Genomic DNA, 25,850 nt, shown 5'->3' on the forward strand with positions numbered 1-25,850 from the left:
TCCGCCCTGTCGAACTCGGCCCGGTCCAGAAGCCATTCCAGGCAAAAGCCGCTCAATGTGCCGGAGCGCGCAAAGATCCCGGGCAGTATCGGGCTCAGGGCATCCTGAAGCTGTGGCTCACTGGAGCGCTGACGGGGGCTGGCTGCGGGGTTCGACATGATGACGCAATGTTGAGTGTCTCGATTCTCTCGGGCTCACCTGAAATCCGTCAGGCTGGCTGGATTGGGCTATACCTGATTTATTTACTCAGCAAAGTCAATCTGACTTTTTTAGTCGGAATAAGGTTTTCCGTAGAGAATTGTCTGCTCGGTCGCGGAGAAACGCCACATTTCGGCGCAATTGTTCATTGGGTCGCAACAGTGATCGAAGGGGCGGCGGAGCGCGTGCAAGGCTCTGCAATCAAAGGCTATTGTAGCACGGGCGCAGCGGACGCAGGCGCGCGGCGGATCAACAGGCGGCAAGGGGCCCGGATATGTTGGCTGGCCATGAAGGCCAAAAACAGAAAAGGCCGCCCAATGGGCGGCCTTTGAACGGTGTGCATGGTTTTTGATCAGTCGCGGGTGCCGGAAAAACGCGTCTGCCAGTCTTCGCGCTGCTCGTCGGTGATCTTGGCAAACAGCACCTCCGGCACGGTGAAGCCATGGCCTGCGGGCAGGGCGGAAAGGGCTGCCGCCACGTCCGAGGGCCAGCTGTCGTCGCTGCTGTTCAGCGCCTCCATCAGCTTGGCGCTGGCCTGTGGGATGAAGGGTGCGCTCAGCACCGCGTAGAAGCGGATCAGGTTCAGACCCAGGCGAACCTGCGCGGCGGCGCGCTCGGGGTCTTCCTTGAAGACCGACCAGGGCGCGGCCGATTGCAGGTATTCGTTGCCCGCAACCCAGATCGCGCGCAGCTCCTGCGCCGATTTCCGCACCTCCATCGCCTCCATGTGCTGCTCATAGGCGCGCAGGCGCGTGGTCAGCTCTTCGATCAGGGCCGTTTCCTGTTCGCCGTTGGCGCCGCCCGTGGGTACCTCTTCGCCGAATTTGGAGCGACAGAACTTGGTGATGCGGGAGACGAAGTTGCCTAGGACATCGGCCAGATCCTTGTTCACCGACTGCTGGAAGTTCTCCCAGGTGAATTCGGAATCGCTGCTTTCGGGCGCATGGCTCAGCAGCCACCAACGCCAGTAATCGGCGGGCAGGATCTCCAGCGCCTGATCCATGAAGACGCCGCGCCCCTGGCTGGTGGAGAACTGGCCGCCGTCATAGTTCAGGTAGTTGAACGACTTCAGGTGATCGACCAGCTTCCACGGCTCGCCTGATCCCAGGATCGTGGCCGGGAAGGACAGGGTGTGAAAGGGCACGTTGTCCTTGCCCATGAACTGGACGTATTTCACATCCTCGGCGCCCTTGTCGGTGCGCCACCAGCGCTCCCAGTCGGCGTCCGTTTTGCCATGGGCATCGGCCCATTCCTTGGCGCAGGCGATATATTCGATGGGGGCGTCGAACCAGACGTAGAAGACCTTGCCTTCCATGCCGGGCCAGTCTTCCGCGCCCTTCTTGACCGGGATGCCCCAGTCGAGATCGCGGGTGATGCCACGGTCCTGCAGCCCGTCACCATCGTGCAACCATTTCTTGGCAATCGAGGTCGTCAGGACGGGCCAGTCGGCCTTGCTGTCGATCCAGGCGTCCAGCTGATCCTTCATGGCGGACTGGCACAGGTACAGGTGCTTGGTCTCGCGCACTTCCAGATCGGTCGAGCCGGAGATGGCCGAGCGCGGGTTGATCAGGTCGGTGGGGTCCAGCTGCTTGGTGCATTCCTCGCACTGGTCGCCGCGCGCCTTCTCGAAGCCGCAGTTGGGGCAGGTGCCCTCGATATAGCGGTCCGGCAGGAAGCGGCCGTCGGCGTTGGAATAGACCTGCTTTTCCACCACTTCGCGGATCAGCCCGGCCTCGGCCAGCTTGCCTGCGAAATGCTGTGTCAGCGCGTGGTTCTGCGGGCTGGAGGAGCGCCCGAAGTGATCGAAGCTGAGGCAGAATCCCTTGGCGATCCCGGCCTGCACCTCGTGCATCTCGGCGCAGTATTCCGCGACCGGCTTGCCCGCCTTGGCGGCGGCCAGCTCGGCCGGGGTGCCGTGTTCATCTGTGGCGCAGAGGAACATCACCTCATTGCCGCGCCCACGCTGATAGCGCGCGTAAAGGTCGGCAGGCAGCTGGCTGCCCACGAGGTTGCCCAGATGTTTGATCCCGTTGATGTAAGGGATCGCCGAGGTAATCAGAATGCGTTCCATACCATCCATCCACATGTCGCTTTGCCTGACCGTCTAACGCATGGCGGGGGCGGCGGGAACCCCGCCTGTGGCTTTCCTTGGAAAACCGGTCTTTCCATCGCGGGGCGGAGTTTTCTCTTGTATATCAATGATCTCCCGGCCATCTTGCCCTAGGGTTGTACGGGTGCGGGGGTTGAAACGGGCGCAAAGCCTTCCCATATGCATTGTATACTATCGCATACTTATTCGAATCCGAGTTGAGAGGTCCGTATCTAGATGCTGCAATTTCTGCTTGAGGGCGCCTTTGCCCCCTTTACCCTTGCGCTTGCGCTGCTGACCGGCCTGATGGTGCTGGAACTGGTGGCCTTGCTGCTTGGGGGCAGTCTGATCGGCGCTGATGGAGATGCGGATCTGGATGTCGGCGCAGGAGAGGTCGGTGATTTCGATCTTGACCTTGATGGCGCGGATCTTGGCGGGTTTGAGGGCATTGACGCTGCCGACCTGGAGCTGCCGGATGCAGATCTGGATCTGGATCTCGATCTGGAGCTTGGCCCGGATACGCCAGTTGACGCAGGTGTTTCGGCACCGGCGGGCTTGGCTGGTTGGCTGGGGCTGGGCCGCATGCCGATGGTGATCTGGCTCGGGGCTGTGCTGCTGGGCTTTGGCCTGTCGGGCATGGGGTTGCAGGTGGCATTGTCATCTTCCTTCGGCCTGACGGCTCCGGCCTGGATCGCGGTCCTTCCTGCCGCTGCGTTTGCCTTCTGGTTCGCGCGCATCTTTGGCGCTGCCTTTGCCCGCGTCCTGCCCCAGACCGAGACCGAGGTTCTGTCAGAACGCAACCTGGGGCGCCGCCGCGGCGTGGTCACCCAAGGCACCGCCGCCAGGGGCCGCCCGGCCGAAGTGCGCGTCATCGATGGCTACGGCAATGCCCACTACCTGCGCGCCGAACCCCTGACAGAGGGCGAGACCATCGCCCAGGGCACCGAGGTTCTGGTGATCCGGGATCGGCGCAAAGGGAGTTACGTGCTTGTTGCCGTCTCCGAATAAGCTTGACGATAAAATTCTAACTTTTCACCCAAAGGGAGGTTTCTCAATGGAGTTTGAGTTTCTGTTGATTGTTGTAGTTGGTATTCTGGTTTTCTTGGCGCTGTTCGGGCTTGTTCTTGGCCGACTTTACCGGCGCTCCACCCGCGAGATCAGCCTTGTTAAGACAGGGGCTGGCGGCAAACGCGTGATCATGGACGGGGGCACGATCGTGGTGCCGCTGCTGCATGAGGTCAGCCCGGTCAACATGAAGACCCTGCGCCTTGAGGTGAAGCGCGACGGCGAGGCGGCGCTGATCACCCAGGACCGCATGCGCGTCGATGTGGGGGTCGAATTCTATGTCTCGGTCATGGCCACGGCCGAGGGGATCGCCCGCGCGGCCCAGACCCTGGGCAGCCGCACCTTCGATGTGGAGCAGCTGCGCGAGATGATCGAAGGCAAGCTGATCGACGGTCTGCGTGCCGTGGCCGCCCAGATGACCATGGACGGGCTGCATGAGAACCGCGCCGACTTTGTTCAGGAGGTGCAGAATGCGGTCTCCGAGGATCTGTTGAAGAACGGTCTGTCGCTGGAATCCGTCTCTTTGACGGCGCTGGATCAGACCCCGTTTGAGGCGCTGGATGAAAACAACGCCTTTAACGCGGTGGGTATGCGCAGGCTGGCCGAGGTGATCGCGGTTTCAAAGAAGGAACGCGCCCAGATCGATGCGGAGGCGGATGTCGCCGTGCGCCGCGCCGCGATGGAGGCCGAGCGTCAGAAGCTGTTGATCGAACAGGACGAGGAACAGGCCCGGATCGAGCAGAAACAGAAGGTGGAAACCCTGCGCGTGGCACAAGAGGCCGAGATCGCCGCCCGTACCGAGGATAGCGTGCGCGAGACCGAACGCGCCCGGATCGCGCGGGAAGAGGCCATTCGCGCCGCCGATATCGAGCGGGAGCGCAAGATTCGCGAGGCCGAAATCTCGAAAGAGCGCGAGCTGGAAGTGGCCGAACAGGAACGGCAGATCATCATCGCGCAGAAATCCGAAGAGGAAAGCCGCGCCCGTGCCTCGGCCGATCTGGCCCGCGCCGAAGCCACCAAGGCGACCGAAGCGGTGGCAACCGCCCGCCAGGTGGCCGAGGCCGAGCGTCAGAAGCAGATCGTGCTGATCGAAGCCACGCGCGAAGCGGAGCGTCAGGCCACTGGCATTCGACTGGCAGCCCAGGCCGAGAAGGAAGCCGCCGCCGACCGCGCCGAAGCCCGCCGCGAAGAGGCGCAGGCCGAGGCCGACGCGCTCAACATCCGCGCCGAGGCCAAGAAGAATGACATGCTGGCCGAAGCCGAAGGTAAACGCGCCATCGTCGAGGCGGACAATGTCCTTTCGGAGGCACAGATCCGTTTCAAGGTGGATCTGGCCCGGATCGAGGCGATGCCCTCCATCGTCGCCGAAATGGTGAAACCTGCGGAAAAGATCGATTCGATCAAGATCCATCAGGTCGGCGGCATGGGGGCTGGCGCGGGCGGCGCGGGGACTGTTGCGGCCTCTGCGGGCGGCGGAGAAAAGCCCGTCGTCAACCAGGCGCTGGATTCCATCATGGGCATGGCGGTGCAGATGCCCGCGCTCAAGAAACTGGGCGAAGAACTGGGCCTGTCGATGGAGGACGGTGTTGCCGGGATCACCAGCGGTGCCTTGGGGGTCTCTCCTGAAGTCATCGAGGATGCGGGACGGATCGAGCCCCCGGTCCTTGAAGAAGTGGAGGAGGTCGATACCTCCAAGGCATAAGCCGGGGGTGACAGGATGAGGGATGAAAGGGCCGGTTTCCTCCGGCCCTTTTCTTTGGGCTCTAGCGATTCTCGCGCGAGCCTTTGGTCAGGCGCCCGATGGTGAAGGAGGTCCGCGGCGCATAGACGTAATTGGTGCGCTCTTCCGGGGTCGGGCGCGAGCGCATGCGTGACAGGCCGAAAAGGATCAAGGCCAGGTGTCCAAGCGCGATGAAGACGAACAGGGCTTTTGGTCCGAAGCCTTCGATCAGAGTGGAGGCGACATAGGGGGCCGCAATCGCGCCAAGGGCATAAAAGAACATCAAGGCGGCGGCCAGCTCGACCCGTTCTTCCGATGTGGCAAAATCATTGGCATGGGCGGAAGAGACGGAGAAAACCGGAAAGGCGGAGAGGCCGAACAGGCAGGCCATCAGCATGGTGGCTTCGGTGCTGAGGCCAGAGATCATGATGGTCAAGGCGCAGGACAGGATGGCGGCGACCGAGAGCCAGATCAGCACCCAGCGGCGGTCGATTTTGTCCGCAAGCCAGCCCACCGGGTATTGCGCCAGCGCCCCGCCCAGCACGAAAGCGGCAAGGAAAAAGGCGATCTGGTTCAAATGCAGCCCCACTTCGGTGCCGTAGATCGGGCCAACCATGCGGAAAGAGGCGGAGCCGACGGCGGAAACGATGACGCCCACGACCGCCAGCGGCGAACAGCGCCAGGCAAGGCCGGGCCGCAGGCGCGGTGCGGCGGGGGTCGCGGGCTGGCTGTTGCGGGTCAGGGTGAGCGGCAGCAGGGCGGCGCAGCACAGAAGGGCCAAGAGGTTGTAGGAGACATAGGAGGCAGGCGGCAGAACGGCGATCATCAGCTGCGCGGCGAGAGAGGCCGTGAGGTCGGCCAGCCGGTAGCTGCCCATCGCCCGCCCGCGGCTTTCATTGGTGACCTTGGCGTTCATCCAGGCCTCGATCACCGTATAGCAGCCGGCCACCGATAGGCCCGAGGCGATGCGCATGGTGGCCCAGGCCAGGGGGGCCTCGGTCAATGTATGTCCGAGCAATCCCATGGCGCCAAGGGCGGTGCAGACGGCAAAGGCGCGCGAATGTCCCACTGTTCCCATCAATCGGGGTGCCCACCAGCAGCCGATGAAAAAGCCCAGGAAATGCGCCGAGCCAAGAAGGCCGATTTCCTGTTTGTCAAATCCCATCGTGAGGCCCGAGATCGCATCAAGCGGGCCGACACCGCCTGCCGAAAGTTGCAGCAGAATGACGGATAGAAACAGGGCGGCAAAGGATAGGATCAGGCGCATGATGGGGTGACCTTGGCGGCAATGGCGCAGGATGCCTAGCGCTTAGCGCCATTTATGGTCGTATTCAAACCATGAACTGGGTTTCTGTGTCAGAAACCGGGCGCTCCCGCGCGGCGGCGATCCTCTTGCGATGGCCTTCGCCCCTTGGGCCCAGCGCCGGGCTTTGCCCGGCGCTGGGCCCAAGGCTGTCAGGGGGCAGGGGCGCAGCCGCTGCATCCCGCAGGCGCGGGAGCCCTCGCGGCATGTTGTCGGGGGCCGCGCCGACCCTGTGGCGGTCGGCATTCTGTGTCGAAACCTCGACCAAGGGTGCGCGCGGCGCGGGCTGCGTGATCTGCCACTGGCGCGGCGGCTGGGCGCGGGCGCGCAATCGTCCTAGCTGCCAACACCGATGGCCTCCATGATGGGCAGGCTGCATGGACCAGCGGCTTTCGATCCCCTGGGCGCCGCCGTCGCCCGGTGTCAGCAAGAGACCCAGTGGCGGCAACCCGTCCAGGGCCGGGGCAGCACCTGCCGCTGCGGCCAGATGCAGGCGGCGGACCGGGGCGATCGCTGGAGGGGCAGGGAGTTCGGCCACCACAAGCGGCGCGCCGCCGCTGCGCAGGGCCTCTTCCATGACCCATAGGACATCGTCGCCTCGGGACGGGGTAATCCACAGGAACCGGGCCGGATCTGCGAAGTCGCAGATCCCGTCGGGGTTCAGATGGGCGCGCTCCTGCGGGGAGGCGATCCACACCACGGGTCCCTGTGTCACACCAGCGAGCCATAGGGCAAAACTGCACCGCGCCCGCCCGCAGGCTTCATGCGCCCGTCCCCGCAGCAGGGAGATGGATTTCAGCAGGGTCAGGCTGCCCGAGTGCTGCCGTTGGCGGGGCAGGGATAGGGCGTGACCGGCTGCCAGAAGGCGGGAGGCATTGGGATGAATCGACATGAGGCAAGCTAGCATGTTCGCTATTTGTTCTCAATGGTGCTTGAGTGTTGCTTGGGGTGGGCAGCTGCACCTGACCGGCTCTGCTGCCCAGTCCGAAATGCAAATTAGCTGTCGCGGGGCACCACGGGGCCGCCCTCTTCGACCCATTTGGTGAAGCCGCCTTCCAGATGCAGGACCGGGGCCAGCCCCATCTCCGTGGCTGCGCGGGCGCTCAGCGCCGACCGCCAGGCGCTGGCGCAGTAGAAGACATAGGTCTTGTCCTGATTGAAGACCGGTTTGTGGTAGGGGCTTTCGGGGTCGATCCAGAACTCCAGCATGCCACGCGGGCAGGAGAAGGCGCCGGGGATCATGCCGGAGCGTTGCAGCTCACGGATGTCGCGCAGGTCCACGAAGACATAGGCCTCGTCCTGGGCCTTTTCCTTGGCCTCTGCCACGGATATGGTGTCAACCACGGCATTGGCTTCGGCGAGCAGGGCTTTGATGCCCTTGGTGATGGTCTGCGGCATGAGGCTCTCCCGGTATCGGTTTTGCGGGAGGCTCTTCTATTTTTGCGGCTTCGGCAAGGCCACGAAGGGGAAGATGGCGCAGGGCTGGTCGGTTGCAGCAAAAAGCCCCGGCTGTCCAAGGAAGGCCGGGGCGGAAGACCGATGGATCAGGGGCGCTAGGTGCGCCTTGCGGGCGGGTTCACCATTTCACCGGAGAAAGTGCACCGCCGCCTTGCATCCAGGCATCCAGTCCACCCTCCAGGTGGCGCACATCGGGCAGGCCCATGTCGAGTGCTGCCTTGGCCGCCAGGGCCGAACGCCAGCCGTTGTCGCAATAGAAGACGAACAGTTTCTCGCGGCCGAAGACCTCCTTGTAATAGGGGCTTTCGGGGTCGATCCAGAATTCCAGCATGCCACGTGGGCAGGAGAATGCGCCGGGGATGACGCCAGTCCGGTAAAGCTCGCGAATGTCACGCAGATCGACGAATTGGGTGTGACTTTGGCTCAGAAGCGCCTGCGCTTCCTCGATATCGACATGTTGAACCACGGCATTGGATTCGGCGACAAGAACCTTGAAACTCTTTTTGGTAGTGAATGTCATAACGGGCTCCTTCCGTGCTGATGTTGCAGTTGTCGGGGTCCTTAAACGTGTCCTTTCTGTGACTTCGGTCTTGGACTTGGATCTGTGTTAGCGTCATCATCATGGCGGCACGCATGGCGATGCGTAAAGGACACCTTGGCATAGGGTTGCACTCCTTTGGGTCAGGAGTAGGTTCTTTCGGGAAATGACAAACAGGGATTGCGCGATATGAAAATGAACCCTTTGGGCCGTACCGGTATGATGGTCTCCGAATTGTGTCTGGGTACCATGACCTTTGGCACCCAGACCAGTGAGGCCGATGCCCATGCCCAGATCGACATGGCGCTGGCGGCAGGCGTCAATTTTGTCGATACCGCCGAAATGTACCCGGTAAACCCGGTCAGCAAGGAGACGGTGGGCGACAGCGAGGCGATCATCGGCAACTGGAACGAAAAGACCGGGCGACGCAGCGACTACATCCTGGCCACCAAACACTCAGGCGAGGGGCTGGCGGCGGTGCGTGACGGGGAGGCGATCTCGTCAAAGACCATCGCGCCGACGATTGAAGGCTCACTGAAGCGTCTCAAGACCGACTACATCGATCTTTACCAGTTCCACTGGCCCAACCGCGGTAGCTACATGTTCCGCAAGAACTGGAGCTATGACCCTTCCGGGCAGAACCGGGAAGAGACCCTAGCCAATATGGAGGACTGCCTGGAGGCGCTGCAGGCCCAGGTGGACAAGGGCAATATCCGCGCTTTTGGCCTTAGCAACGAAAGCGCCTGGGGCACTGCGCAATGGCTGCGGCTTTCCGAGGAAAAGGGCCATCCACGGGTGGCCTCGATCCAGAACGAGTATTCGCTCCTGTGCCGGATGTATGACACGGATCTGGCCGAACTCAGCGTGAACGAGGATGTGGGGCTGATGGCCTTTTCCCCCCTGGCGACGGGCTTGCTCACCGGCAAGTATCAGAACGGCGCAGTGCCTGAGGCATCGCGCAAGACGTTGAACCCGGACCTGGGCGGGCGCCATTCGCCGCGCGTCTATGATGCTGTGGATGCCTATCTTGCGATCGCGCGCAAACACGGTCTGGATCCGGTGCACATGGCGCTGGCCTGGTGCCGCACGCGTCCCTTCATGGCCTCCGCCATTTTCGGGGCGACCACCGTGCCGCAGCTGGAACATGCGTTGCGCTCGGTTGAGGTCACGCTGACCCCGGAAATCCTGGAAGAGATCGACGCAGCCCACCGGGCGCATCCGATGCCTTACTGACGTGCCGGAACCAGCAGGCGAGTGCTCCCGCGCCCGCAGGTGCATCGGCTGATGCCGATACCCCTTGGCGGCCTTGGGCCAGGCTCGGCGCGTAGGCGCCGAGCCTGGCCCAAGGGGCCGATGTCGCATGACACATGTGACAAGGCTGCGCGGGAGCGCGACGGCTCATGGCTGGAGCTACATTTCGCCGGGCGATACATCCGTCACGCTTGACGGAGCGGATCTGCCTCAATGCGCGATTGGGCGATGGCTTTCACTGCCAGTGCCTTGTGCAGAATAGCTGGCCGACTGCGCGTCATTGCGCGCCATGCGCAGATCGCGGGCCGAGGTGCCATGGGCCAGCCGGAATGCGCGGGCAAAGCTTGACTGCGAGGTAAAGCCCGTTGCCATGGCCACATCCATCAGCGGCAGGTCCGTATCTGTCACCAGGCGGCGCGCCTCGGCCAGACGCAGCTGCAGGTAGTGATCCTGTGGCGTCGTGTTGAGGCGCAGACGGAACTGTTGCTGCAGGCTGCGCGGGCTGGTGCCAAGGGTCTCGGCGATCCGGGCCAGGGGCATCGGCTCGTCCAGGGCCGCCTCCATCAGGGCATTGGCCTTGGCGGTGATCGCATTGTGCTTGTGCCCGCCCAGGCGGCTTTGCGGACGTGGCGCGCTGCTCGGACCATCATAGAGGAACAGCCCGGCCACGCGGGCGGCAAATCCGGCGCCGTGGCGGGCGCTGATGATATGCAGCATCATCTCGATCGCAGGGGTGGCGCCGCCCGAGGTGAGCCGCCCGTCAGAGACGGTGAAGCGATCGCTGCGGCAATCCACATCGGGAAAACGGGCCGAGAAATTCTCCAGATCCTCCCAATGGGTGGTGGCGGGGTGATCGTCCAGCAGCCTTGCCTCGGCCATCAGCCAGGGGCCACCGTCAATGCCCGCAATGGTGGCGCCGGTGGCCGCGATCCGGCGCAGCCCCGCCAGCAGGCTGGGGGTGGCGTGGCGTGCCAGCTGGAATCCTGCGACCACGATCAACAGATCGCAGCCCTCCAACCGCGACAGCGGCGTCGTCGGCACTGTCAGGCCGCTGGTCAGCATCGGCGCCTCGCCGGTTGCGCTGATATAGTCCCAGTCAAAGGCGCAGCGCCCGGCCAGCCGGTTGGCCGCCCGCATCGGATCGACCGCCGCCGCGAAGGAGAGCGTGTTGCATTCGTCCAGCACCAGGACCGCGCATTTCAGCGGGCGATGCTCGGGCTGCAGGATGTTTTTCGCGGATTTCATCAAGTGGGATTCGCTTTGCGTCAACTGTTGGCTCACAGGCTGAGGCACAGTAGAGGTCAAGGCAAACAGGAATCTGGGGGGGAGTCTGGGGATAACCCAAGGCAAAACCCTGTACATCGAGGGGAAAACAAAAACATGCCTCTGACCATGAACCGCGACGTCTTCATCACCTGCGCCGTCACCGGATCGGGCGGCACCCAGGACCGCAGCCCGCATGTGCCCCGCTCGCCTGAGCAGATCGCCGAAAGCGCCATCGCGGCGGCCAAGGCGGGCGCTGCCGTGGTGCACTGCCATGTACGCGATCCCGAAACCGGCGCACCCAGCCGCGATCTGGGGCTTTACCGAGAAGTCACCGACCGGATCCGCGACAGCGACACCGATGTGGTCCTGAACCTGACTGCAGGCATGGGCGGCGATATCGTCTTCGGCGACGTGGAAAACCCGCTGCCGGTCAAGGAGGCCGGGACCGACATGATCGGCGCCACCGCCCGCATGGCCCATGTGGCCGAGTGCCTGCCCGAGATCTGTACGCTCGACTGTGGCACCATGAACTTTGCCGAGGCCGATTACGTGATGACCAACACCCCCGGCATGCTGCGCGCCATGGGGCAGATGATGACGGACCTGGGCGTGAAGCCCGAGATCGAAGCCTTTGACACCGGCCATCTTTGGTTCGCCAAAGAGCTGGTAAAAGAAGGCATCCTGACCAGCCCCGCACTGGTACAGCTCTGCATGGGGGTGCCCTGGGGCGCGCCCAATGATCTCAACACCTTCATGGCGATGGTCAACAACGTGCCGGGTGATTGGGACTGGTCGGCCTTCTCGCTCGGGCGCGATCAGATGGCCTATGTGGCGGCCTCGGTCCTGGCGGGCGGCAATGTGCGCGTCGGCCTTGAGGACAACCTCTGGCTGGAAAAAGGCGTTCTGGCCGAGAACTGGCAGCTGGTGGAACGCGCTGGCACCATCATCGAGAATATGGGCGCCCGGGTGATCGGCGCCGCCGAGGTGCGTGAGCAGCTGGGCCTGGTGAAACGCGCACCGGTGGCGAAGTGATCCGCAAAGCCCTGGCCATAGCCGCTCTGATCGGTGCCCCCTTCGCGGTAAATGCGGAGGACGCCCCCCTCTGGGAGGGCTATTGGGCGCGCAATGCCGCCTGGTGCGCCAAGGCCGGAGAGGTCGGGGAGGGCACCCCCGATTGGTATGGCCTTGACGGGCTGTTCGGATTGGAATGGAGCTGTGACATCAAGGGCGTCGAGGCAGTGGGTGTGGGCAATAGCTGGTCCTTGCAGTTGCAGTGTCTGGATGCCGGATACGCATACAACGATGCGCAGATCTTTCTGGTGACACCGGAGGATCGCCTGCTGGTGATCGGTGAGACCGGTGTCATGGCGAACCTGGTGCGCTGTATGAAATTGGAGAAAACAGAATGAAAACAGCAGCAATCATCGGCGGTGGCGTCATCGGTGGCGGATGGGCCGCGCGGTTCTTGTTGAACGGCTGGAACGTACGGGTCTTTGATCCCGATCCCGAGGCTGAGCGCAAGATTGCCGAGGTTCTGGGTAACGCGCGCCGGTCCCTGCCGGGCCTTGGCAACGTGGCACTGCCCGCCGAAGGCGCGCTGTCTTTCCACCCCACCATTGCGGAGGCGGTGGCGGGCGCATCTTGGGTGCAGGAAAGCGTGCCGGAACGCCTGGATCTGAAGCAGAAGGTCTACGCCGAGCTGCAGGATCACGTGGCGCGCGGCGCGGTGATCGGATCCTCCACCTCGGGCTACAAGCCCTCGCAATTGCAGGACGGTTTCACGAACGCCGCGCAGATCGTTGTCGCGCATCCCTTCAACCCGGTCTACCTGCTGCCGCTGGTCGAGGTGGTCACCACTGAGGCGAACACACCTGAGGTGATCGACAAGGCCAAGGAGATCATCTCTGGCATCGGCATGTATCCCCTGCATCTGAAAAAGGAAATCGACGCCCATGTGGCGGATCGCTTCCTTGAAGCCGTTTGGCGCGAGGCGCTGTGGCTGGTCAAGGACGGCATCGCCACCACCGAGGAAATCGACAACGCGATCCGCTATGGCTTTGGCATCCGCTGGGCGCAGATGGGCCTGTTCGAGACCTACCGGGTGGCGGGCGGCGAAGCGGGCATGAAGCACTTCCTGGCCCAGTTCGGGCCGTGCCTCACCTGGCCCTGGACCAAGCTGATGGATGTGCCCGAATTCAATGACGAGCTTGTCGATCTGATCGCGGGCCAGTCCGATGCGCAGTCGGGCAAGCACTCCATTCGCGAGCTGGAACGGATCCGCGATGACAACCTGGTCGGCATGATGCGGGCGCTGGGCAATACCAACTGGGGGGCGGGCGCGCTTCAGAACGCCCATGACAAGGCGCGCGAAGGCGCCATGGGTCTTGCCAATACCGTGGCAGAGATCAGCGATCCCTCGCAGCCGGTGCTGACGCTCAATCGTGTCGTGCCGCTGGATTGGACCGACTACAACGGCCATATGACCGAAAGCCGCTACCTGGATGCCTTTGCCCAGTCCACCGACCGGCTGATGGCGATCATCGGCTGCGATGCGGACTATATCGCCTCGGGTGGCAGTTTCTTCACTGCCGAGACGCACATTCGCCATATCGACGAGGTGCACGCAGGCCATCCCATTCAGGTGAAGACCCGCGTCATCATGGCCGAGGGCAAGAAGATGCACCTGTGGCATGAGATGTACGAGGGCGAGCGCCTTTTGGCGACCGGGGAGCATATGTTGTTGCATGTGGACCTGAGCACCCGCCGCTCTGCCCCGCCTGCGCCGCATCTGGCCGAAAACCTTGCCACGCTGGCACGCGCCCATGCGGAACTGCCCGCGCCCGAGGGGCTGGGCCGAGCCATCGGCGCACCGCGTTAGGTCCGGCGCTGTGCGGGTTCTGATCACGGCGGGCGCCTCCGGCATCGGGCGGGCCATGGGCGAAGCCTTCGCCGCTGCGGGCGCCGAGGTCTGGGTCACGGATCTGGATGCCTCGGCGCTGGGGAAGCTGCCGCACACATGGCAGACCCACCTGGCCAATGCGGCGGATGAGGTCCAGATGCACGCGGTCTTTGATGAGATCGCCGCAGCGGGCGGGCTGGATGTGCTTTGCGCCAATGCCGGGATCGCCGGGCCAACCGCACAGGTCGAGGACATCAACCTTGAGGACTGGCGCGCTTGCGTCAGCGTCAATCTGGAGGGCGCCTTTCTGGCGGCGAAATACGCGACGCCCCTGATGAAATCGGCGGGGCGGGGGGCGATCATCCTGACCTCATCTACCGCCGGGATCTATGGCTACCCCAACCGCGCGCCCTATTCGGCGGCGAAATGGGCGGTCATCGGGCTGATGAAGACGCTGGCGATGGAGTTGGGGCCGCACGGGATCCGCGCCAATGCGATCTGTCCCGGCGCCGTCGAGGGGCCGCGCATGGAGGGCGTGCTGGAACGCGAAGCGGCGCTCAAGGGCATGAGCCGCGATGCGGTCTATCAGGGCTATGCCGCAGGCACCTCCATGCGCTCCTGGGTTCGGGCCGAGGATGTGGCCAATATGGCGGTGTTCCTTGGCTCAGATGCTGCACGGCTGGTGTCAGGTCAGGTGATTGCGGTGGATGGCCACACCGAGAATCCAGACCCCAAGGTCTAAAGCGGATACTCCTTGTAGGCGCGCAGTTTCTCGGGGAATTGGCGGGCGGTCAGGTCGGCTTCACGCACCAGCCGGTCAAAGTGAGTGGTGAAGGTCTCCACCCGCTCGCGGTCGCGGAAGGCCATGTAGTGGCTGCCTGCATAAAAGACGCACAGGAGCGGGCCAAAGATGGTCAGCGGTGAGGAAAACAACCGTTTGGCATCAAATAGATAGACCCGGAGTCGCGGATAGAGCTGGGTGCAGATCTGTTCGAAATGGTCCAGCTGCTCCAGACGGATCTCCAGCGGCAGGCCTTCGTAATAGCCTGTGGCCTGGGCAAAGCTTTCGAGTTCATAGGTGGGCATGGCGATTTCATAGTCGGACTGCGCCTGCCGCATCCAGGCGAGGCGGTCCTCTGATGCGCCGATGGCCTGGTCGGCCGAGCGGCCCAGGTGCGGCGCATATTCCCATTCCAGAAGCGCGCGGGTCTTCAGCATGTCGGGCAGGGCCGCAGGAACATGGCGGATCTTGTAGCCCGCAGCCTCGCGGTGCCAGTCAAAGATCTGCTCATCCACCAGGGCGCGCGGTGCTGCGCTCACCGCCATGCTGGAGGCCAGAAGTTCGGCTGCATTTTCGGGACGTTCCGACAGGCTCAGGAGCCAATCCGCCGAAACTCCCAGCGCCGAGGCACAGGATCCTACGACATGGGCATTGGGCAGCCGCGCGCCCTGATCGGTCAGAAGCTGCGAAATGGTGGAGCGATCCACGCCGGTCTGGCGGGCTAGGGCGCTTTGGCTGATCCCGCGGGTGCTCATGGCCCGGCTCAGGCGCTCGCGGAACTGTTTGGCGCGCAGGCGCTTGTCGATATCTATCTCCATTGGTGATAAATATCACAGTCGCTGAGATTTGTTAATCATATTCGGAATTCCGCACATCAGAAGGCGCTCGTAATCTGTCCGTGAACGGCTGCCATCCCCATGCGCAGCAACCAAAAAGGGTCAGCATGCCCTTGAAAAGGAGGCGGAATGGAGGCGCGCAGGCGGTCGGTCGTAAAGGCCGTGATATGGAACGCAATCGGCTTTTCGGTGATGACGCTGGTCGGCTTCCTCGCCACTGGTTCAGCCAGCGTCGGAGGCGTGATGGCGCTGGTGAATGCCGCTCTCGGGTTCGTGACCTATCTGATCTACGAGCGGGTCTGGGCAGGTATTTCCTGGGGGCGGGTGCATGTCTGAGATGCCGAAGGTGCCCGCGGAATGCATGCCGCGCGGGGTGGAATGGGGAACGCTTGCGCTGATCCTGGCCTGCTATGGCGCATGGCTGGCGGGCATTGTCTGGTTGCCGGTGATCGGCATCTGGCTCGCGATCATGGTGAGCGGGCTGTTGATCGCCCTTCATTCGTCCTTGTGCCACGAGGCGCTGCATGGGCATCCCTTTCGCATCCGGGCCCTGAATGAGGCGCTGATGGCGCTGCCCTTGAATCTGGTGATCCCCTACGGCCGCTTCCGGGATACCCATCTGGCACACCATCGGGATGAACGGCTGACCGATCCTTTTGACGATCCCGAAAGCAATTACCTGTGTCCCAAGGTCTGGGGCGGGCTGCCCAAATGGCAACAACTGCTGTTGCGGGCAAATAACACGCTGCTGGGGCGGATGCTGCTGGGGCCGTTGATCTCCCAGGTCTGTTTCATGCACGGAGACTGGCGAATGATCCGGGCAGGGGAACGGCAGGTGATCGTCGACTGGCTGTTGCATGTCGCGGGCGTGGTGGTGGTGATCTGGCTGGTCTGGCGGTCCCCCATGCCGCTTTGGGCCTATGCGCTGGCGGTGTACCTCGGCCTTGCTCTGCTCAAAATCCGCACCTTCCTGGAACATCGCGCCCATGAGGATCCCCATGCCCGCACCGTTCTGGTAGAGGATCGCGGCCCGCTGGCGTTTCTGTTCCTGAACAACAACCTGCATATCGTACATCACATGCATCCGGGCGTGCCCTGGCATGCGCTGCCGCGTCTCTATCGCCTCCACAAACCGGCCTACAAAGAGGCGAATGAGGCCTATGTCTATCGCTCCTACCTGCAGGTTTTCTGGCACTATCTGCTGCGAACCAAGGATCCGGTGCCGCATCCGCTCTGGCAAAAGAACGGATAAGCGCCCATAAGCGAAGGCATGTTGACCTGGATTCCCGTCTCCATCGCCGCCGCGAGCTTTCAGACCGTGCGCTTCATGCTGCAAAAGGTATTGAGCAGCGTCACCCTGTCACCGGGCGGGGCGACCTTTGCACGCTTTGCCTATTCGGCGCCGATCATCCTGGCGGCGCTGGCGAGCTATCTGGCGGTGACCGGGCAAAGCCTGCCCGAGCTGAGCGCGCGGTTCTGGGGCTTTGCGGCCATCGGTGGCACCGCGCAGATCCTGGCGACCGTCTGCGTCGTGGCGCTGTTCAAGCAGCGCAATTTTGCCGTGGGCATCACCTTCAAGAAGACCGAAGTCATTCAGACCGCCATCGTCGGGCTTGTGGTGCTGGGGGATGGGATCAGCCCCTGGGGCTGGGCCGCGATCCTGATCGGCCTGTCGGCGGTGATGGTGCTGTCGAAAACCCCTGATGTGCAGGGCGCCTGGTGGCAGCACCTGACCAACAAGGCCTCGCTGCTGGGGCTGGGATCGGGCGTTCTCTTCGCCTTTTCCGCCGTCAGCTACCGCGGCGCGTCTCTGCAACTGGCGGATCTGGATCCGATGTTTCGGGCCGGGATCACCCTGGCGGCGGTGGTGTCGTTGCAGACGCTGTTCATGCTGGTCTGGCTGGCTTTTCGCGAAAAGGGCGAGATCACCCGCGTCTGGCAGGCGCGCCGGGTCGCGGTCTGGGTGGGGCTGACCAGCATGGCAGGCTCGTTTTGCTGGTTCTGGGCCTTTACCCTGCAAAACGCCGCCTACGTAAAGGCGCTGGGCCAGATCGAACTGGTGCTGTCGCTGCTGGCCTCGGTCCTGTTCTTCCGCGAAAAGATCACCGGGCGCGAGATCCTTGGCATGGGGCTCTTGGGCCTGTCGATCCTGGCGCTGGTGCTGGCGCTCTGACTAGGGCGCCTTAGTGGCTGTCCGGCATCGGATAGCCCTTGAGGCGCAGGAACAGGCTGGTTTCATCATCGTTGCGGAAATAGGGCACGCTGCCCGGCGGGCTGGTATCGCGGATGCGGCCGGTGACCTCGGCCAGCACCACCTCGGTGATGAAGGGCAGGTCGAAGGTGCGCACCTCGCTGAGCGGGATCCACTGCAGATGCGACAGCTCGTCCGAGGCCTGCGAGAAATCGTCGAGATCGCCCAGGATCTCATCGGCATCGATCAGGAAGAAACGCGCATCAAACCGGCGCGGCCGACCCGGAGGGGTGAGGGCACGGAACACGAATTGCAGCGCGCGCGCCGAGGGCAGGTGCCCGCTGTCGGCAAAGGCCTGCCAATCATCCGGCACCGCGCCGGACCATTCCCCGGGGGTGCCAAGCAGCAGCCCGGTTTCTTCCCACAATTCGCGGATGGCGGCGGCGGCAAGCGCGTGATGCAGATCCTCGGGCGCCTGTTCGGCCAGCCGGTTGCGGCAGACCTCGGGCAGGGGATCGGCCAGGGGAACGGCGGCATCTGCGGGATCGACCGCACCGCCGGGGAAGACGAACTTGTTGGGCATGAAGGCCGCCTTGGCGCCGCGCTGCCCCATCAGGACCTGCGGGTCTTCGGCCATCCGGTCACGCACGGCGATCACTGTCGCTGCATTGCGGATCGCCGATTTATCCTGGCTGGTGACGCCCTGTACTTCTGCTGTGCTCATCTACCCCTCCCTAAAGGTATTGCGAAGGGATCAGTTCTTGTTGTCGAACCCGTGCATCCGCCGCGCCCATTGATAGGCCACGACGACACCCTTCAGCCTAGGCAGAAGATACAGCGACGAGGCCAGACATCCAATCGAGAAAACCGTAAAGGTGACAAGAGGTTCCGGTCGGTAGGCAAAATAGACCACATGCAGGATCGGTGCCATCAGGTGGCCGACGATCAGAATGGTCAGATAGGCGGGCCCATCGTCGGCGCGATGCCCGGACAGATCCAAGCCGCAGTTGCCGCAGCTGTCGTTCACCTTGAGATAGGAATGCAGAATGTCGCCCTTGCCGCAGTCAGGGCATTTGCGGCGCCAGCCCTTCAACAGTGCGGGCATGGTGGGGCGGTCTGCTTCAATGTCAGAGGCCAGTGCTTCGGGCGTCGGCGCGGCGTGAGACTCGGTCATGGAAAATCCTGTGTTGCGTAGCCATGTTTGCCTGCTTCTTGCCCGAGGAAAAGGGGGCGATACAAGCTCTGCGGCCCGATGCCGCAAGAATTGCGGGGTTTAGCTAATTCACTTTTTTGCGACGGAAAGCCGGGTCCCCTGCGTTTCTTCCATGCATCAAGCAGCACGGGGCTGCTGCGAACAGAAGGAAAGATGATATGAAACACTCGCACTTCATGGCCGCGATCGTTGCTGTTGCCGGTCTTGCCGGGGCATCGGCTGCATTGGCCCAGCCGGGAGCGGGTCATCACGGACCGCGCGTGACCTTCGAAGAGTTGGACGCCGATGGCAATGGCGAGGTGAGCAAGGCCGAAATGGAGGCCCACCGCACCGCCCGCTTTGCCGCGACGGATACCGATGGCGATGGCAAGCTGTCGGCAGAAGAAATCATTGCCGAGGGCCACAAGCGCGCCGAGAAACGCGCCGCCCAGATGATCGAGCGGCACGACAGCGATGGCGATGGCGCCCTGAGCCAGGAAGAGTTGCCCATGCCAGGCAAGCATGGTGATATGTTCTCACGCTTGGACAGCGATGGCAGCGGCGCCATCTCCAAGGCGGAGTTCGAAGAGATGCGCATGCACAAGCGTGGCAAGCATCACAAAGGCCGCGACTGTGGCCAGAAACCGGGCCAGGGAATGGAGCAGAACTGATCTCTCAGGCGTGCTGCAGAAAACCGACATACCGCCGGGCGGGGCTTCCAAGGAAGGTCCGCCCAAGGTGAGCGCGCAGCCTCAGTCGTTGGAAGACGATGCGCTGCTTGCGCGTTTCGTGGCCGGTGACGGGCGTGCGGCGACTCTTTTGACCGACCGGTTGGGGCCGCGTGCCTTTGGGGTGGCGATGCGTGTTCTCGGCAACCGGGCCGAGGCCGAGGATGTGACCCAGGAGGCGATGTTGCGTCTGTGGCGCATGGCGCCCGACTGGCGCCCGGGCGAGGCGCAGGTCTCGACCTGGCTCTATCGGGTGGTGATGAACCTCTGCATCGATCTGAAGCGGCGTCAGCGTGGCGGGCATCTGGATCTGGATGCGGTGCCCGAGCCGCCCGACCCGGCAAAGGGCGCGCCAGAGCAGTTGCAGGAGGCGGCCCGCCAGGATGCGCTGCAGGCCGCATTGATGCATCTGCCGGAGCGGCAGCGTCAGGCGGTCGTGCTGCGTCACCTGGAAGAGCTGGCAAACCCGGAGATTGCCGCGATCATGGATATCAGCGTCGAGGCGGTTGAAAGCCTGACCGCCCGGGGCAAAAGGGCACTGGCCGGGATCCTGGCCAAGCGACGCGAAGAATTGGGGTATGACGATGGCTGAGACCGAAGACGATCTGAAACGGCTGGACAGCCTGTTCGACGATGCCCGGCAGGCCCGCCCGGCCATGCCCGAGGCTTTGACCGCGCGCATCCTTGCCGATGCGGCCAGCTGCCAGGCAGACCACCGGGCCACGCTTCAGGCCCAAGCAAACGGGACACCACCGGATCGCCTTGCCGACGTAGCCTTTGGCCTGTGGCAGCAGTTCCGGCGCGCGGTTGGCGGCTGGCCTGCGATGGGCGGCATGGTTGCGGCCACGGCGGCGGGGCTTTGGATCGGTCTGGCGCCTCCCAGTTTCCTGCCCGACCCGGTTGCACTGGTTCAGGGCACAAGCGAGTCGACGAACCTGCCATATGAAAACTACGATCTGGCGATGCTGCTGGACGAGGAGACGCAATGACCACCGAAGGACAAAACCCGGATCAGGCGCCGAAAACAGCGCCGGACGGCGATGAGCTGAAAACCCGCAGCGGCATGCGGCCCTGGTTGAAGGCGCTGCTGGCGGTCTCTCTCGCGGCGAACCTGGCGGTTGCGGGCCTGGCTGTCGGGGCCGCGGTGCGCTGGCGCGACGGAGATCATCCGGGACGGCGGCCGCCCTCGGTTGGGGCGATGATCTTTCGCGATCTGGACCGCGACACCCGGCGCGCCCTGCACAATCGTGCCGAAGGGGAACACGGCAGCCACATCGCGCGCCGCCGCGCCGAAGGAGACGCCGTCATCGCGATCCTGATGGGTGATCCGTTCCAGGCAGAGGCCTTGGCCACGTTGCTCAGGCAGCAGGCGGAAAGCCGACATGCCTTCTATATCTCGGTCCAGGAGGCCTGGGTTGCGCAGCTTGAGGCCATGGCAGCGGAGGATCGCAAACGCTATGCGCAGAAGATGCAGGAGCGGTTCAAGAGACATGGCGACGACGGCCCGCCCAGACCGCCCGGTCACTGACCCCTCCGGATTTTGATCCCCGTGGTCACAGAACGCCAGGGCAGATGACGGCTTTGTTCAGCCGTCTTTGCCTGGTTAGATCTTGCCTTTGCAATTGGGGGCGGGGTCAGGCGACCGCGGCGCTGGCCGGGGACATGGTCACCTGATTGCGGCCGGCATTCTTGGCGTCATAGAGCGCCTGGTCGGCCTTGGCGATCAGCTCGGTGACCTTGATGCTCTCGGTCGTGCCGCCGCCAATCACCGCGCCGATGCTGATGGTCACCGAAATCGGCTGATCGATGCCCGGCACATGAAAGGGCTTGCTGTTGATGGCATTGCAGAGCTCGACGGCGGCAAGGCCCGCTTCGAACTCGCTGGCGCCGGGCAGGACGATCATGAATTCCTCGCCACCGACACGCGCCAGCAGATCCACCGGGCGCAGCCGCGCCTGCAAGCGTTTGGCGGCCTCGATCAGAACCGCATCGCCTGCGGGGTGGCCATAGCGGTCGTTGATCTGCTTGAAGTGATCCAGATCGGCCAGCATCAGTGCGAACTTGTCGCCGCTTTCAGAGGCGTTGCGGGCGGTGCGGTCCAGAAAGGGCTTGGCATAGCGCCGGTTGTATAGCCCGGTCATCGGATCCTCGACGGCGGCACGCAACCCGTTGCGCACGCTGTCGCGCAGAAGATCGTGACGGTGCTTGTATTGCAGCTGGGTCTCCAGGCGCAGCGCCAGTTCCTCTACATCGAAACCGGTTTGCAGCACGTCATGGGCGCCACGGTCCAGGGCCTCGGCGGCCACATGGGGATCGGCGGGGTTGGGCACCGCGATGACCACCGATCGGCGGGTGGCGGCACGCGCGCGCAGATCCGCGAGCAGGCGCAGACCGGCGCCTGAAGAGACCTCGTTCAGCTCGATGATGAAGACATCGGCGACAGGTTCGCTCATCAGGGGCTGAACGTCGCCGATCTGATGGGTGCGGATCTCATGCGAGACCGTCTGGCCAAGACGCTGTTTCCAGGCGCGGGCGGTCTGAATATCTTCGGCGACCAGCGCAACGCTCGCCTGGATCCCACGGGCCGAGGTGGCGCGATCGCTCAGCGGCAGGACAAAGCCATGCGAGGCATCCCGCTGCATGTTCAGCTCTTCATTGGCGCTGCGGGCGCGCAGCAAGCTGCGGATCCGGGCCTGAAGAATGACATCGTCCAGCGGCTGCGGCAGCACATCGTCGATACCGGCAGAGAGGGCTTCGAGACGGCGTGCGGGATTGTCCGAGCGGCTGACCGCGATCACCGGCACATTTGCCAGGGTGTCGTCGCGCATCAGTGCGCGCTTCACATCGGCGGCGCGGCCATCGGGCAGGGCATTCGCGGTCAGAACCAGATCCGGGCGGCAGCTGCGCGCGATATCCAGCACCCCGGCAACGCCGGCTGCCAGCACGACGTCATAATAGGCCGCCGCAAGCTGCACCTTCATCATGATCCGGTTGGTGGAGACACCGTCTATGACCAGAATGGTTCCCTGCACACATTGCCCTTTCGATGCACGGGTTTCGATGACTGGTAGTTTTCCCAGTCACTGGTTAATAAACTGTTTCGTATTTTTACTAAATTGGCCGCAAGGTGTCAGGAAGGTGTTCCCATGCAGATTTCCGCCGATGAAGCTGAAACCCTCGCGCTGCGGGCCTTGGCCTGGCTGTCCGGAAATGATGAGCTTTTTCCGGTGTTTATGGGCGCAACGGGTGCGTCTGTCGACGATTTGAAGAGCCGGGCGTCGGATCCGGAGTTTCTGGGCTCGGTGCTCGATTTCTTAATGATGGACGATGCCTGGGTGGTGGGTTTCTGCGATGATGCTGGGCTAAAATATGAATCACCCATGCAGGCCCGGATGGCGCTGCCGGGTGGTGCGCAAATCCACTGGACCTGATAGGGATATCCCCGAACGACTGTAACCCTGGATCATGCACATGCCGGTAGATGCTTTTCTGTTCGACAAGGACGGGACCCTTTTCGATTTTGCCGCCACCTGGAACACCTGGGCGGCGGACATGCTGCTGTCCCTGTCGGCGGGCGACGATGACCTGGCGCGGGCGATGGCCGAAACGCTGCGCTTCGATCTGGAGCAATCCGCCTTTCATCCCGACAGTTTCGTGATCGCCGGAACCAATGCCGAGGTTGCCAGCGCCCTGGCGCCGCATGTGCCCCATATGCCCGAGCCGGAGTTGGAACGCTATCTGGCGCAGAATGCAGCAGAGGCGGCCCTGGCCGAGGCGGTGCCCCTAGCCGCCTTCCTTGATGGTCTGTTGGCGCGGGGCAAGGTGCTGGGGGTGATGACCAATGATGCGGAGCTCTCGGCCGTGAGCCAGCTGCAGCGGGCGGGCGTTCTGGACCGTTTCGCCTTTGTGGCCGGGTTCGATAGTGGTCATGGCGCCAAGCCGGATCCGGAGCCGCTGCTGGCCTTTTGCGATCACTGCGGCGTCCGTCCAGACCGCACCGCCATGGTCGGGGACAGCCTGCACGACCTGCAGGCGGGGGCGGCGGCGGGCATGCAGCGGATCGGTGTGCTGACCGGCATGGCCAGCCGCTGCGATCTGGAGCCACATGCGGATGCGGTGCTGCCGGATATCGGCCATATCCCGGACTGGCTGGATCGCAGGGCCGCCCTGACCCAGGCCTGACCATCCCCTTCGAAACCGCTGAGCGGCAGCTGCGAATACCGGCTGCTTGCAAATCTGCGCGCGGAACTGTTCAGTTCTGTCCAGAATTTTTGGTCAGCGCCGTGTGGTTGCGAGAAAACGACAGGCCATGTCGTGAATGGAAAGGTGGCCCAAGGGGATATCGGGCCAGTTGAGGGCGCAACACGGGTGAAGGCCGGTGCAACCGGACGGAGGATATCATGGCACGAGCAGCAGCACGCAGACGCGGCGGGGGCAGGGCAGGCGCGGCGGCCCGGCGTGGCGGTGCGGCCCTCAACCAGATGCCCTGGTCCATCCCGGTCAATATCGACAGGCCCACCGAACCGCTTGATCCCGAGGGGGTTGCCGCCATCCACGATGGCGCCATGCGCATTCTCGAAGAGATCGGTATCGTCTTCCTCAACCCCGAGGCCATCGAGATCTTCAAACAGGCGGGCTGCCGGGTCGAGGGTGATCTGGTGCGGATGGACCGCGACTTCGTGATGGAGATGGTCGGCAAGGCCCCGAACAGCTTTGACATCACCCCGCGCAACCCGGAGCGCAGGATCCCGGTGGGCGGCAATCATATCCTCTTTGGCAATGTCTCCTCGCCGCCGAACTACTGGGATCTGGAGTTGAACAAAAAGGCCTCGGGAACGCGGGAGCAATGCCAGAACCTGTTGAAACTCACCCAGTATTTCAACTGCATCCATTTCGCGGGCGGCTATCCGGTGGAGCCGGTGGATATCCACGCCTCGGTGCGGCATCTGGATGTGCTCTATGACAAGCTGACCCTGACCGACAAGGTGATGCATGCCTATTCCCTTGGCAAGGAACGGGTCGAGGATGTGATGGAGATGGTGCGGATCGCCGGGGGCCTCAGCCACGCGGAATTCGAGAGCCGCCCGCATATGTACACCAATATCAACTCCACCTCGCCCTTGAAGCATGACTTTCCGATGATCGACGGCTGTCTGCGGCTGGTGCGCAAGGGGCAGGCGGTGGTCATCACCCCCTTTACCCTGGCCGGGGCGATGGCGCCGGTGACCATGGCAGGCGCCGTGGCGCAATCACTGGCAGAGGCGCTTTGTGCCGTGGCGCTGTTTCAATATGTGCGCCCGGGCACGCCCTGCGCGATCGGCACCTTTACCTCGAATGTGGACATGAAATCCGGAGCGCCTGCCTTTGGCACGCCCGAATACATGCGCGCAACCCAGATGACCGGCCAGATGGCGCGTTACTACGGCCTGCCGATGCGCGCCTCGGGTGTCTGCGCGGCCAATGTGCCGGACGGGCAGGCCATGTGGGAGACCTCGAACTCGCTCTGGTCCGCGGTGCAGTCCGGGACCAACATGGTCTACCATGCCGCCGGTTGGCTGGAGGGCGGGCTGATCGCCAGCCCGGAGAAATTCATCATGGATTGCGAGGTCCTGCAGCAGATCCAGCGCTACATGCAGCCGCAGATCTGCGCCACCGGCCCCGAGGATATCGCCCTTGAGGCCATCCGCGAGGTGGGCAACGACGGCCATTTCTTCGGCATCCAGCATACCCAGGATCGCTATACAGACGCCTTCTACCAGCCCTTCCTCAGCGACTGGCGCAACTTTGAAGCCTGGGAGGCCGCCGGAGCCGTCTGGACACCGGAACGCGCCCATCGGATCTACAAGGAGATCCTGGGTGATTTCGAAGCCCCTCCCATGGACCCTGCCATCCGCGAGGAACTGGGCGATTTTGTCGCCCGCCGTAAATCCGAAGGCGGCGCGCCGACGGATTTCTGATCGCTGTTTTGATCCCAATTGCAGGCAGATCGCCCCTTTCGGCCCTGATTCGCAGGCCTTGATACCTGTGACCACGTCAACTGTGCCGTTGGCGGCCAAATAGGCCATTCACGCGGATTCAGTCTAGAATGGCAACGCCCGATGGCAGTGCGTGTCTGGCGTGTGTGCGGCAGGATGCAGCGATGGCTCTGCTCAGACTGAACAGGACAAAATCCTTTCTGTTGCAATGATTTGCCTGCCGGTCCGGCCAAAACCCCTGGTCTGGCCAGTGTTGCGAAATGGAAAGAAATCCCGATCTGTTCCGGGGGTAAATGCTACATTTTCATGGGGTTCAGGCAATTTTGGAGGGGTTGAAGGCTAAAAGTCTCACGGTGGATC

General features: G+C 63.3%; 28 protein-coding genes. 18 read left to right on the forward strand and 10 right to left on the reverse strand.

The genetic code is table 11. The annotated features are described in order from the left end of the window. Positions 1-167 precede the first annotated feature (167 nt). A complete protein-coding gene (locus PXK07_RS12020; RefSeq protein ID WP_274848550.1) occupies positions 168-530 on the forward strand; it encodes a hypothetical protein in 363 nt (120 codons plus the stop codon). Positions 531-550: 20 nt separating this feature from the next. Here PXK07_RS12020 and metG read toward each other — a convergent pair whose 3' ends face one another. Beyond that, positions 551-2,269, reverse strand: a complete 1,719-nt coding sequence (gene metG, locus PXK07_RS12025) for a methionine--tRNA ligase (protein ID WP_274848552.1) — start codon at positions 2,267-2,269, stop codon at positions 551-553. 255 nt (positions 2,270-2,524) lie between these two features. Between metG and PXK07_RS12030 the strand changes: the two genes are divergently transcribed. Both PXK07_RS12030 and PXK07_RS12035 read left to right on the forward strand, forming a co-directional pair. Then, on the forward strand, positions 2,525-3,295 hold the full coding sequence (locus PXK07_RS12030; protein WP_274848553.1) for an OB-fold-containig protein: 771 nt from the start codon (positions 2,525-2,527) through the stop codon (positions 3,293-3,295). Positions 3,296-3,341: 46 nt separating this feature from the next. Beyond that, the gene (locus PXK07_RS12035; RefSeq protein WP_274848554.1) at positions 3,342-5,054 is read left to right on the forward strand and encodes a flotillin family protein; all 1,713 of its coding nucleotides are present in this window, start codon (positions 3,342-3,344) and stop codon (positions 5,052-5,054) included. Between the two features lie 61 nt (positions 5,055-5,115). On the opposite strand, the gene PXK07_RS12040 is transcribed toward PXK07_RS12035, so the two are convergent. From PXK07_RS12040 to PXK07_RS12055, 4 genes are all read right to left on the reverse strand, one after another. Continuing rightward, a complete protein-coding gene (locus tag PXK07_RS12040) occupies positions 5,116-6,339 on the reverse strand; it encodes an MFS transporter (RefSeq protein ID WP_274848555.1) in 1,224 nt (407 codons plus the stop codon). A gap of 64 nt (positions 6,340-6,403) precedes the next feature. Beyond that, positions 6,404-7,267, reverse strand: a complete 864-nt coding sequence (locus PXK07_RS12045) for a hypothetical protein (protein WP_274848556.1) — start codon at positions 7,265-7,267, stop codon at positions 6,404-6,406. 104 nt (positions 7,268-7,371) lie between these two features. Continuing rightward, positions 7,372-7,773, reverse strand: coding sequence for a rhodanese-like domain-containing protein (locus tag PXK07_RS12050; protein ID WP_274848558.1), 402 nt, complete (start codon positions 7,771-7,773; stop codon positions 7,372-7,374). A 178-nt stretch (positions 7,774-7,951) separates the two neighbouring features. Next, on the reverse strand, positions 7,952-8,353 hold the full coding sequence (locus PXK07_RS12055) for a rhodanese-like domain-containing protein (RefSeq protein WP_274848559.1): 402 nt from the start codon (positions 8,351-8,353) through the stop codon (positions 7,952-7,954). 207 nt (positions 8,354-8,560) lie between these two features. Here PXK07_RS12055 and PXK07_RS12060 point away from each other — a divergent pair, with 207 nt between their 5' ends. Then, positions 8,561-9,604, forward strand: coding sequence for an aldo/keto reductase (locus tag PXK07_RS12060; protein ID WP_274848560.1), 1,044 nt, complete (start codon positions 8,561-8,563; stop codon positions 9,602-9,604). 228 nt (positions 9,605-9,832) lie between these two features. On the opposite strand, the gene PXK07_RS12065 is transcribed toward PXK07_RS12060, so the two are convergent. Further along, positions 9,833-10,867 (reverse strand): GlxA family transcriptional regulator, encoded by a 1,035-nt coding sequence (locus tag PXK07_RS12065; protein ID WP_274848561.1) that lies wholly within the window; start codon positions 10,865-10,867, stop codon positions 9,833-9,835. A gap of 135 nt (positions 10,868-11,002) precedes the next feature. Here PXK07_RS12065 and PXK07_RS12070 point away from each other — a divergent pair, with 135 nt between their 5' ends. Genes PXK07_RS12070 through PXK07_RS12085 form a run of 4 tightly spaced genes read left to right on the forward strand, consistent with a single transcriptional unit; the run spans position 11,003 to position 14,529 of the window. After that, positions 11,003-11,920 carry a 3-keto-5-aminohexanoate cleavage protein gene (locus PXK07_RS12070; RefSeq protein ID WP_274848563.1) on the forward strand — a complete coding sequence of 306 codons (918 nt, stop codon included), beginning with the start codon at positions 11,003-11,005 and terminating at the stop codon, positions 11,918-11,920. Then, entirely contained in the window at positions 11,917-12,297 is a 381-nt protein-coding gene (locus PXK07_RS12075) for a hypothetical protein (protein ID WP_274848565.1), read from the forward strand. Before PXK07_RS12070 ends, PXK07_RS12075 begins: the two co-directional genes overlap by 4 nt. Beyond that, a complete protein-coding gene (locus PXK07_RS12080; RefSeq protein ID WP_274848566.1) occupies positions 12,294-13,766 on the forward strand; it encodes a carnitine 3-dehydrogenase in 1,473 nt (490 codons plus the stop codon). The genes PXK07_RS12075 and PXK07_RS12080 overlap by 4 nt, the downstream gene beginning before the upstream one ends. Positions 13,767-13,821: 55 nt before the next feature. Beyond that, on the forward strand, positions 13,822-14,529 hold the full coding sequence (locus PXK07_RS12085) for an SDR family oxidoreductase (protein ID WP_446728377.1): 708 nt from the start codon (positions 13,822-13,824) through the stop codon (positions 14,527-14,529). Here the strand turns inward: PXK07_RS12085 and PXK07_RS12090 are convergent. Continuing rightward, positions 14,526-15,386: a helix-turn-helix domain-containing protein gene (locus PXK07_RS12090; protein ID WP_274848568.1), complete on the reverse strand. Its 861-nt coding sequence runs from the start codon at positions 15,384-15,386 to the stop codon at positions 14,526-14,528. The genes PXK07_RS12085 and PXK07_RS12090 overlap by 4 nt on opposite strands. Positions 15,387-15,533: 147 nt before the next feature. On the opposite strand from PXK07_RS12090, the gene PXK07_RS12095 reads away from it, so the two are divergent. The 3 genes from PXK07_RS12095 to PXK07_RS12105 are packed head-to-tail and all read left to right on the forward strand — an operon-like array spanning position 15,534 to position 17,577. Beyond that, positions 15,534-15,740 (forward strand): DUF2061 domain-containing protein, encoded by a 207-nt coding sequence (locus PXK07_RS12095; protein ID WP_274848569.1) that lies wholly within the window; start codon positions 15,534-15,536, stop codon positions 15,738-15,740. Next, the gene (locus tag PXK07_RS12100; RefSeq protein WP_274848570.1) at positions 15,733-16,656 is read left to right on the forward strand and encodes a fatty acid desaturase; all 924 of its coding nucleotides are present in this window, start codon (positions 15,733-15,735) and stop codon (positions 16,654-16,656) included. The genes PXK07_RS12095 and PXK07_RS12100 overlap by 8 nt, the downstream gene beginning before the upstream one ends. 18 nt (positions 16,657-16,674) lie before the next feature. Next, on the forward strand, positions 16,675-17,577 hold the full coding sequence (locus PXK07_RS12105; protein WP_274848571.1) for a DMT family transporter: 903 nt from the start codon (positions 16,675-16,677) through the stop codon (positions 17,575-17,577). 10 nt (positions 17,578-17,587) lie between these two features. Here PXK07_RS12105 and PXK07_RS12110 read toward each other — a convergent pair whose 3' ends face one another. Together PXK07_RS12110 and PXK07_RS12115 are read right to left on the reverse strand one after the other, a co-directional pair. Next, entirely contained in the window at positions 17,588-18,319 is a 732-nt protein-coding gene (locus PXK07_RS12110) for an NUDIX hydrolase (RefSeq protein ID WP_274848572.1), read from the reverse strand. 30 nt (positions 18,320-18,349) lie between these two features. Continuing rightward, complete coding sequence (locus PXK07_RS12115) at positions 18,350-18,769, reverse strand: DUF983 domain-containing protein (protein ID WP_274848573.1); 420 nt, start codon at positions 18,767-18,769, stop codon at positions 18,350-18,352. Between the two features lie 197 nt (positions 18,770-18,966). On the opposite strand from PXK07_RS12115, the gene PXK07_RS12120 reads away from it, so the two are divergent. The 4 genes from PXK07_RS12120 to PXK07_RS12135 all read left to right on the forward strand — a co-directional run bounded on the left by PXK07_RS12120 (position 18,967) and on the right by PXK07_RS12135 (position 21,043). Next, complete coding sequence (locus PXK07_RS12120) at positions 18,967-19,458, forward strand: EF-hand domain-containing protein (RefSeq protein ID WP_274848574.1); 492 nt, start codon at positions 18,967-18,969, stop codon at positions 19,456-19,458. 67 nt (positions 19,459-19,525) lie between these two features. After that, positions 19,526-20,107, forward strand: coding sequence for an RNA polymerase sigma factor (locus tag PXK07_RS12125; protein WP_274848575.1), 582 nt, complete (start codon positions 19,526-19,528; stop codon positions 20,105-20,107). Next, positions 20,100-20,504, forward strand: coding sequence for a hypothetical protein (locus PXK07_RS12130; RefSeq protein ID WP_274848576.1), 405 nt, complete (start codon positions 20,100-20,102; stop codon positions 20,502-20,504). Before PXK07_RS12125 ends, PXK07_RS12130 begins: the two co-directional genes overlap by 8 nt. Next, complete coding sequence (locus tag PXK07_RS12135; protein ID WP_274848578.1) at positions 20,501-21,043, forward strand: periplasmic heavy metal sensor; 543 nt, start codon at positions 20,501-20,503, stop codon at positions 21,041-21,043. Before PXK07_RS12130 ends, PXK07_RS12135 begins: the two co-directional genes overlap by 4 nt. A 106-nt stretch (positions 21,044-21,149) precedes the next feature. Here PXK07_RS12135 and PXK07_RS12140 read toward each other — a convergent pair whose 3' ends face one another. Next, entirely contained in the window at positions 21,150-22,547 is a 1,398-nt protein-coding gene (locus PXK07_RS12140) for a diguanylate cyclase (RefSeq protein WP_274848579.1), read from the reverse strand. A gap of 114 nt (positions 22,548-22,661) precedes the next feature. On the opposite strand from PXK07_RS12140, the gene PXK07_RS12145 reads away from it, so the two are divergent. From PXK07_RS12145 to PXK07_RS12155, 3 genes are all read left to right on the forward strand, one after another. Further along, the gene (locus PXK07_RS12145; RefSeq protein WP_274848580.1) at positions 22,662-22,946 is read left to right on the forward strand and encodes a DUF3572 domain-containing protein; all 285 of its coding nucleotides are present in this window, start codon (positions 22,662-22,664) and stop codon (positions 22,944-22,946) included. 40 nt (positions 22,947-22,986) lie between these two features. Then, positions 22,987-23,697, forward strand: a complete 711-nt coding sequence (locus PXK07_RS12150) for an HAD family hydrolase (RefSeq protein ID WP_274848581.1) — start codon at positions 22,987-22,989, stop codon at positions 23,695-23,697. Positions 23,698-23,915: 218 nt separating this feature from the next. After that, a complete protein-coding gene (locus tag PXK07_RS12155; protein ID WP_274848582.1) occupies positions 23,916-25,472 on the forward strand; it encodes a trimethylamine methyltransferase family protein in 1,557 nt (518 codons plus the stop codon). The last annotated feature ends 378 nt before the right edge of the window (positions 25,473-25,850 follow it).

Source organism: Phaeobacter sp. QD34_24 (assembly GCF_028890115.1).
Taxonomy (GTDB): domain Bacteria; phylum Pseudomonadota; class Alphaproteobacteria; order Rhodobacterales; family Rhodobacteraceae; genus Phycobacter.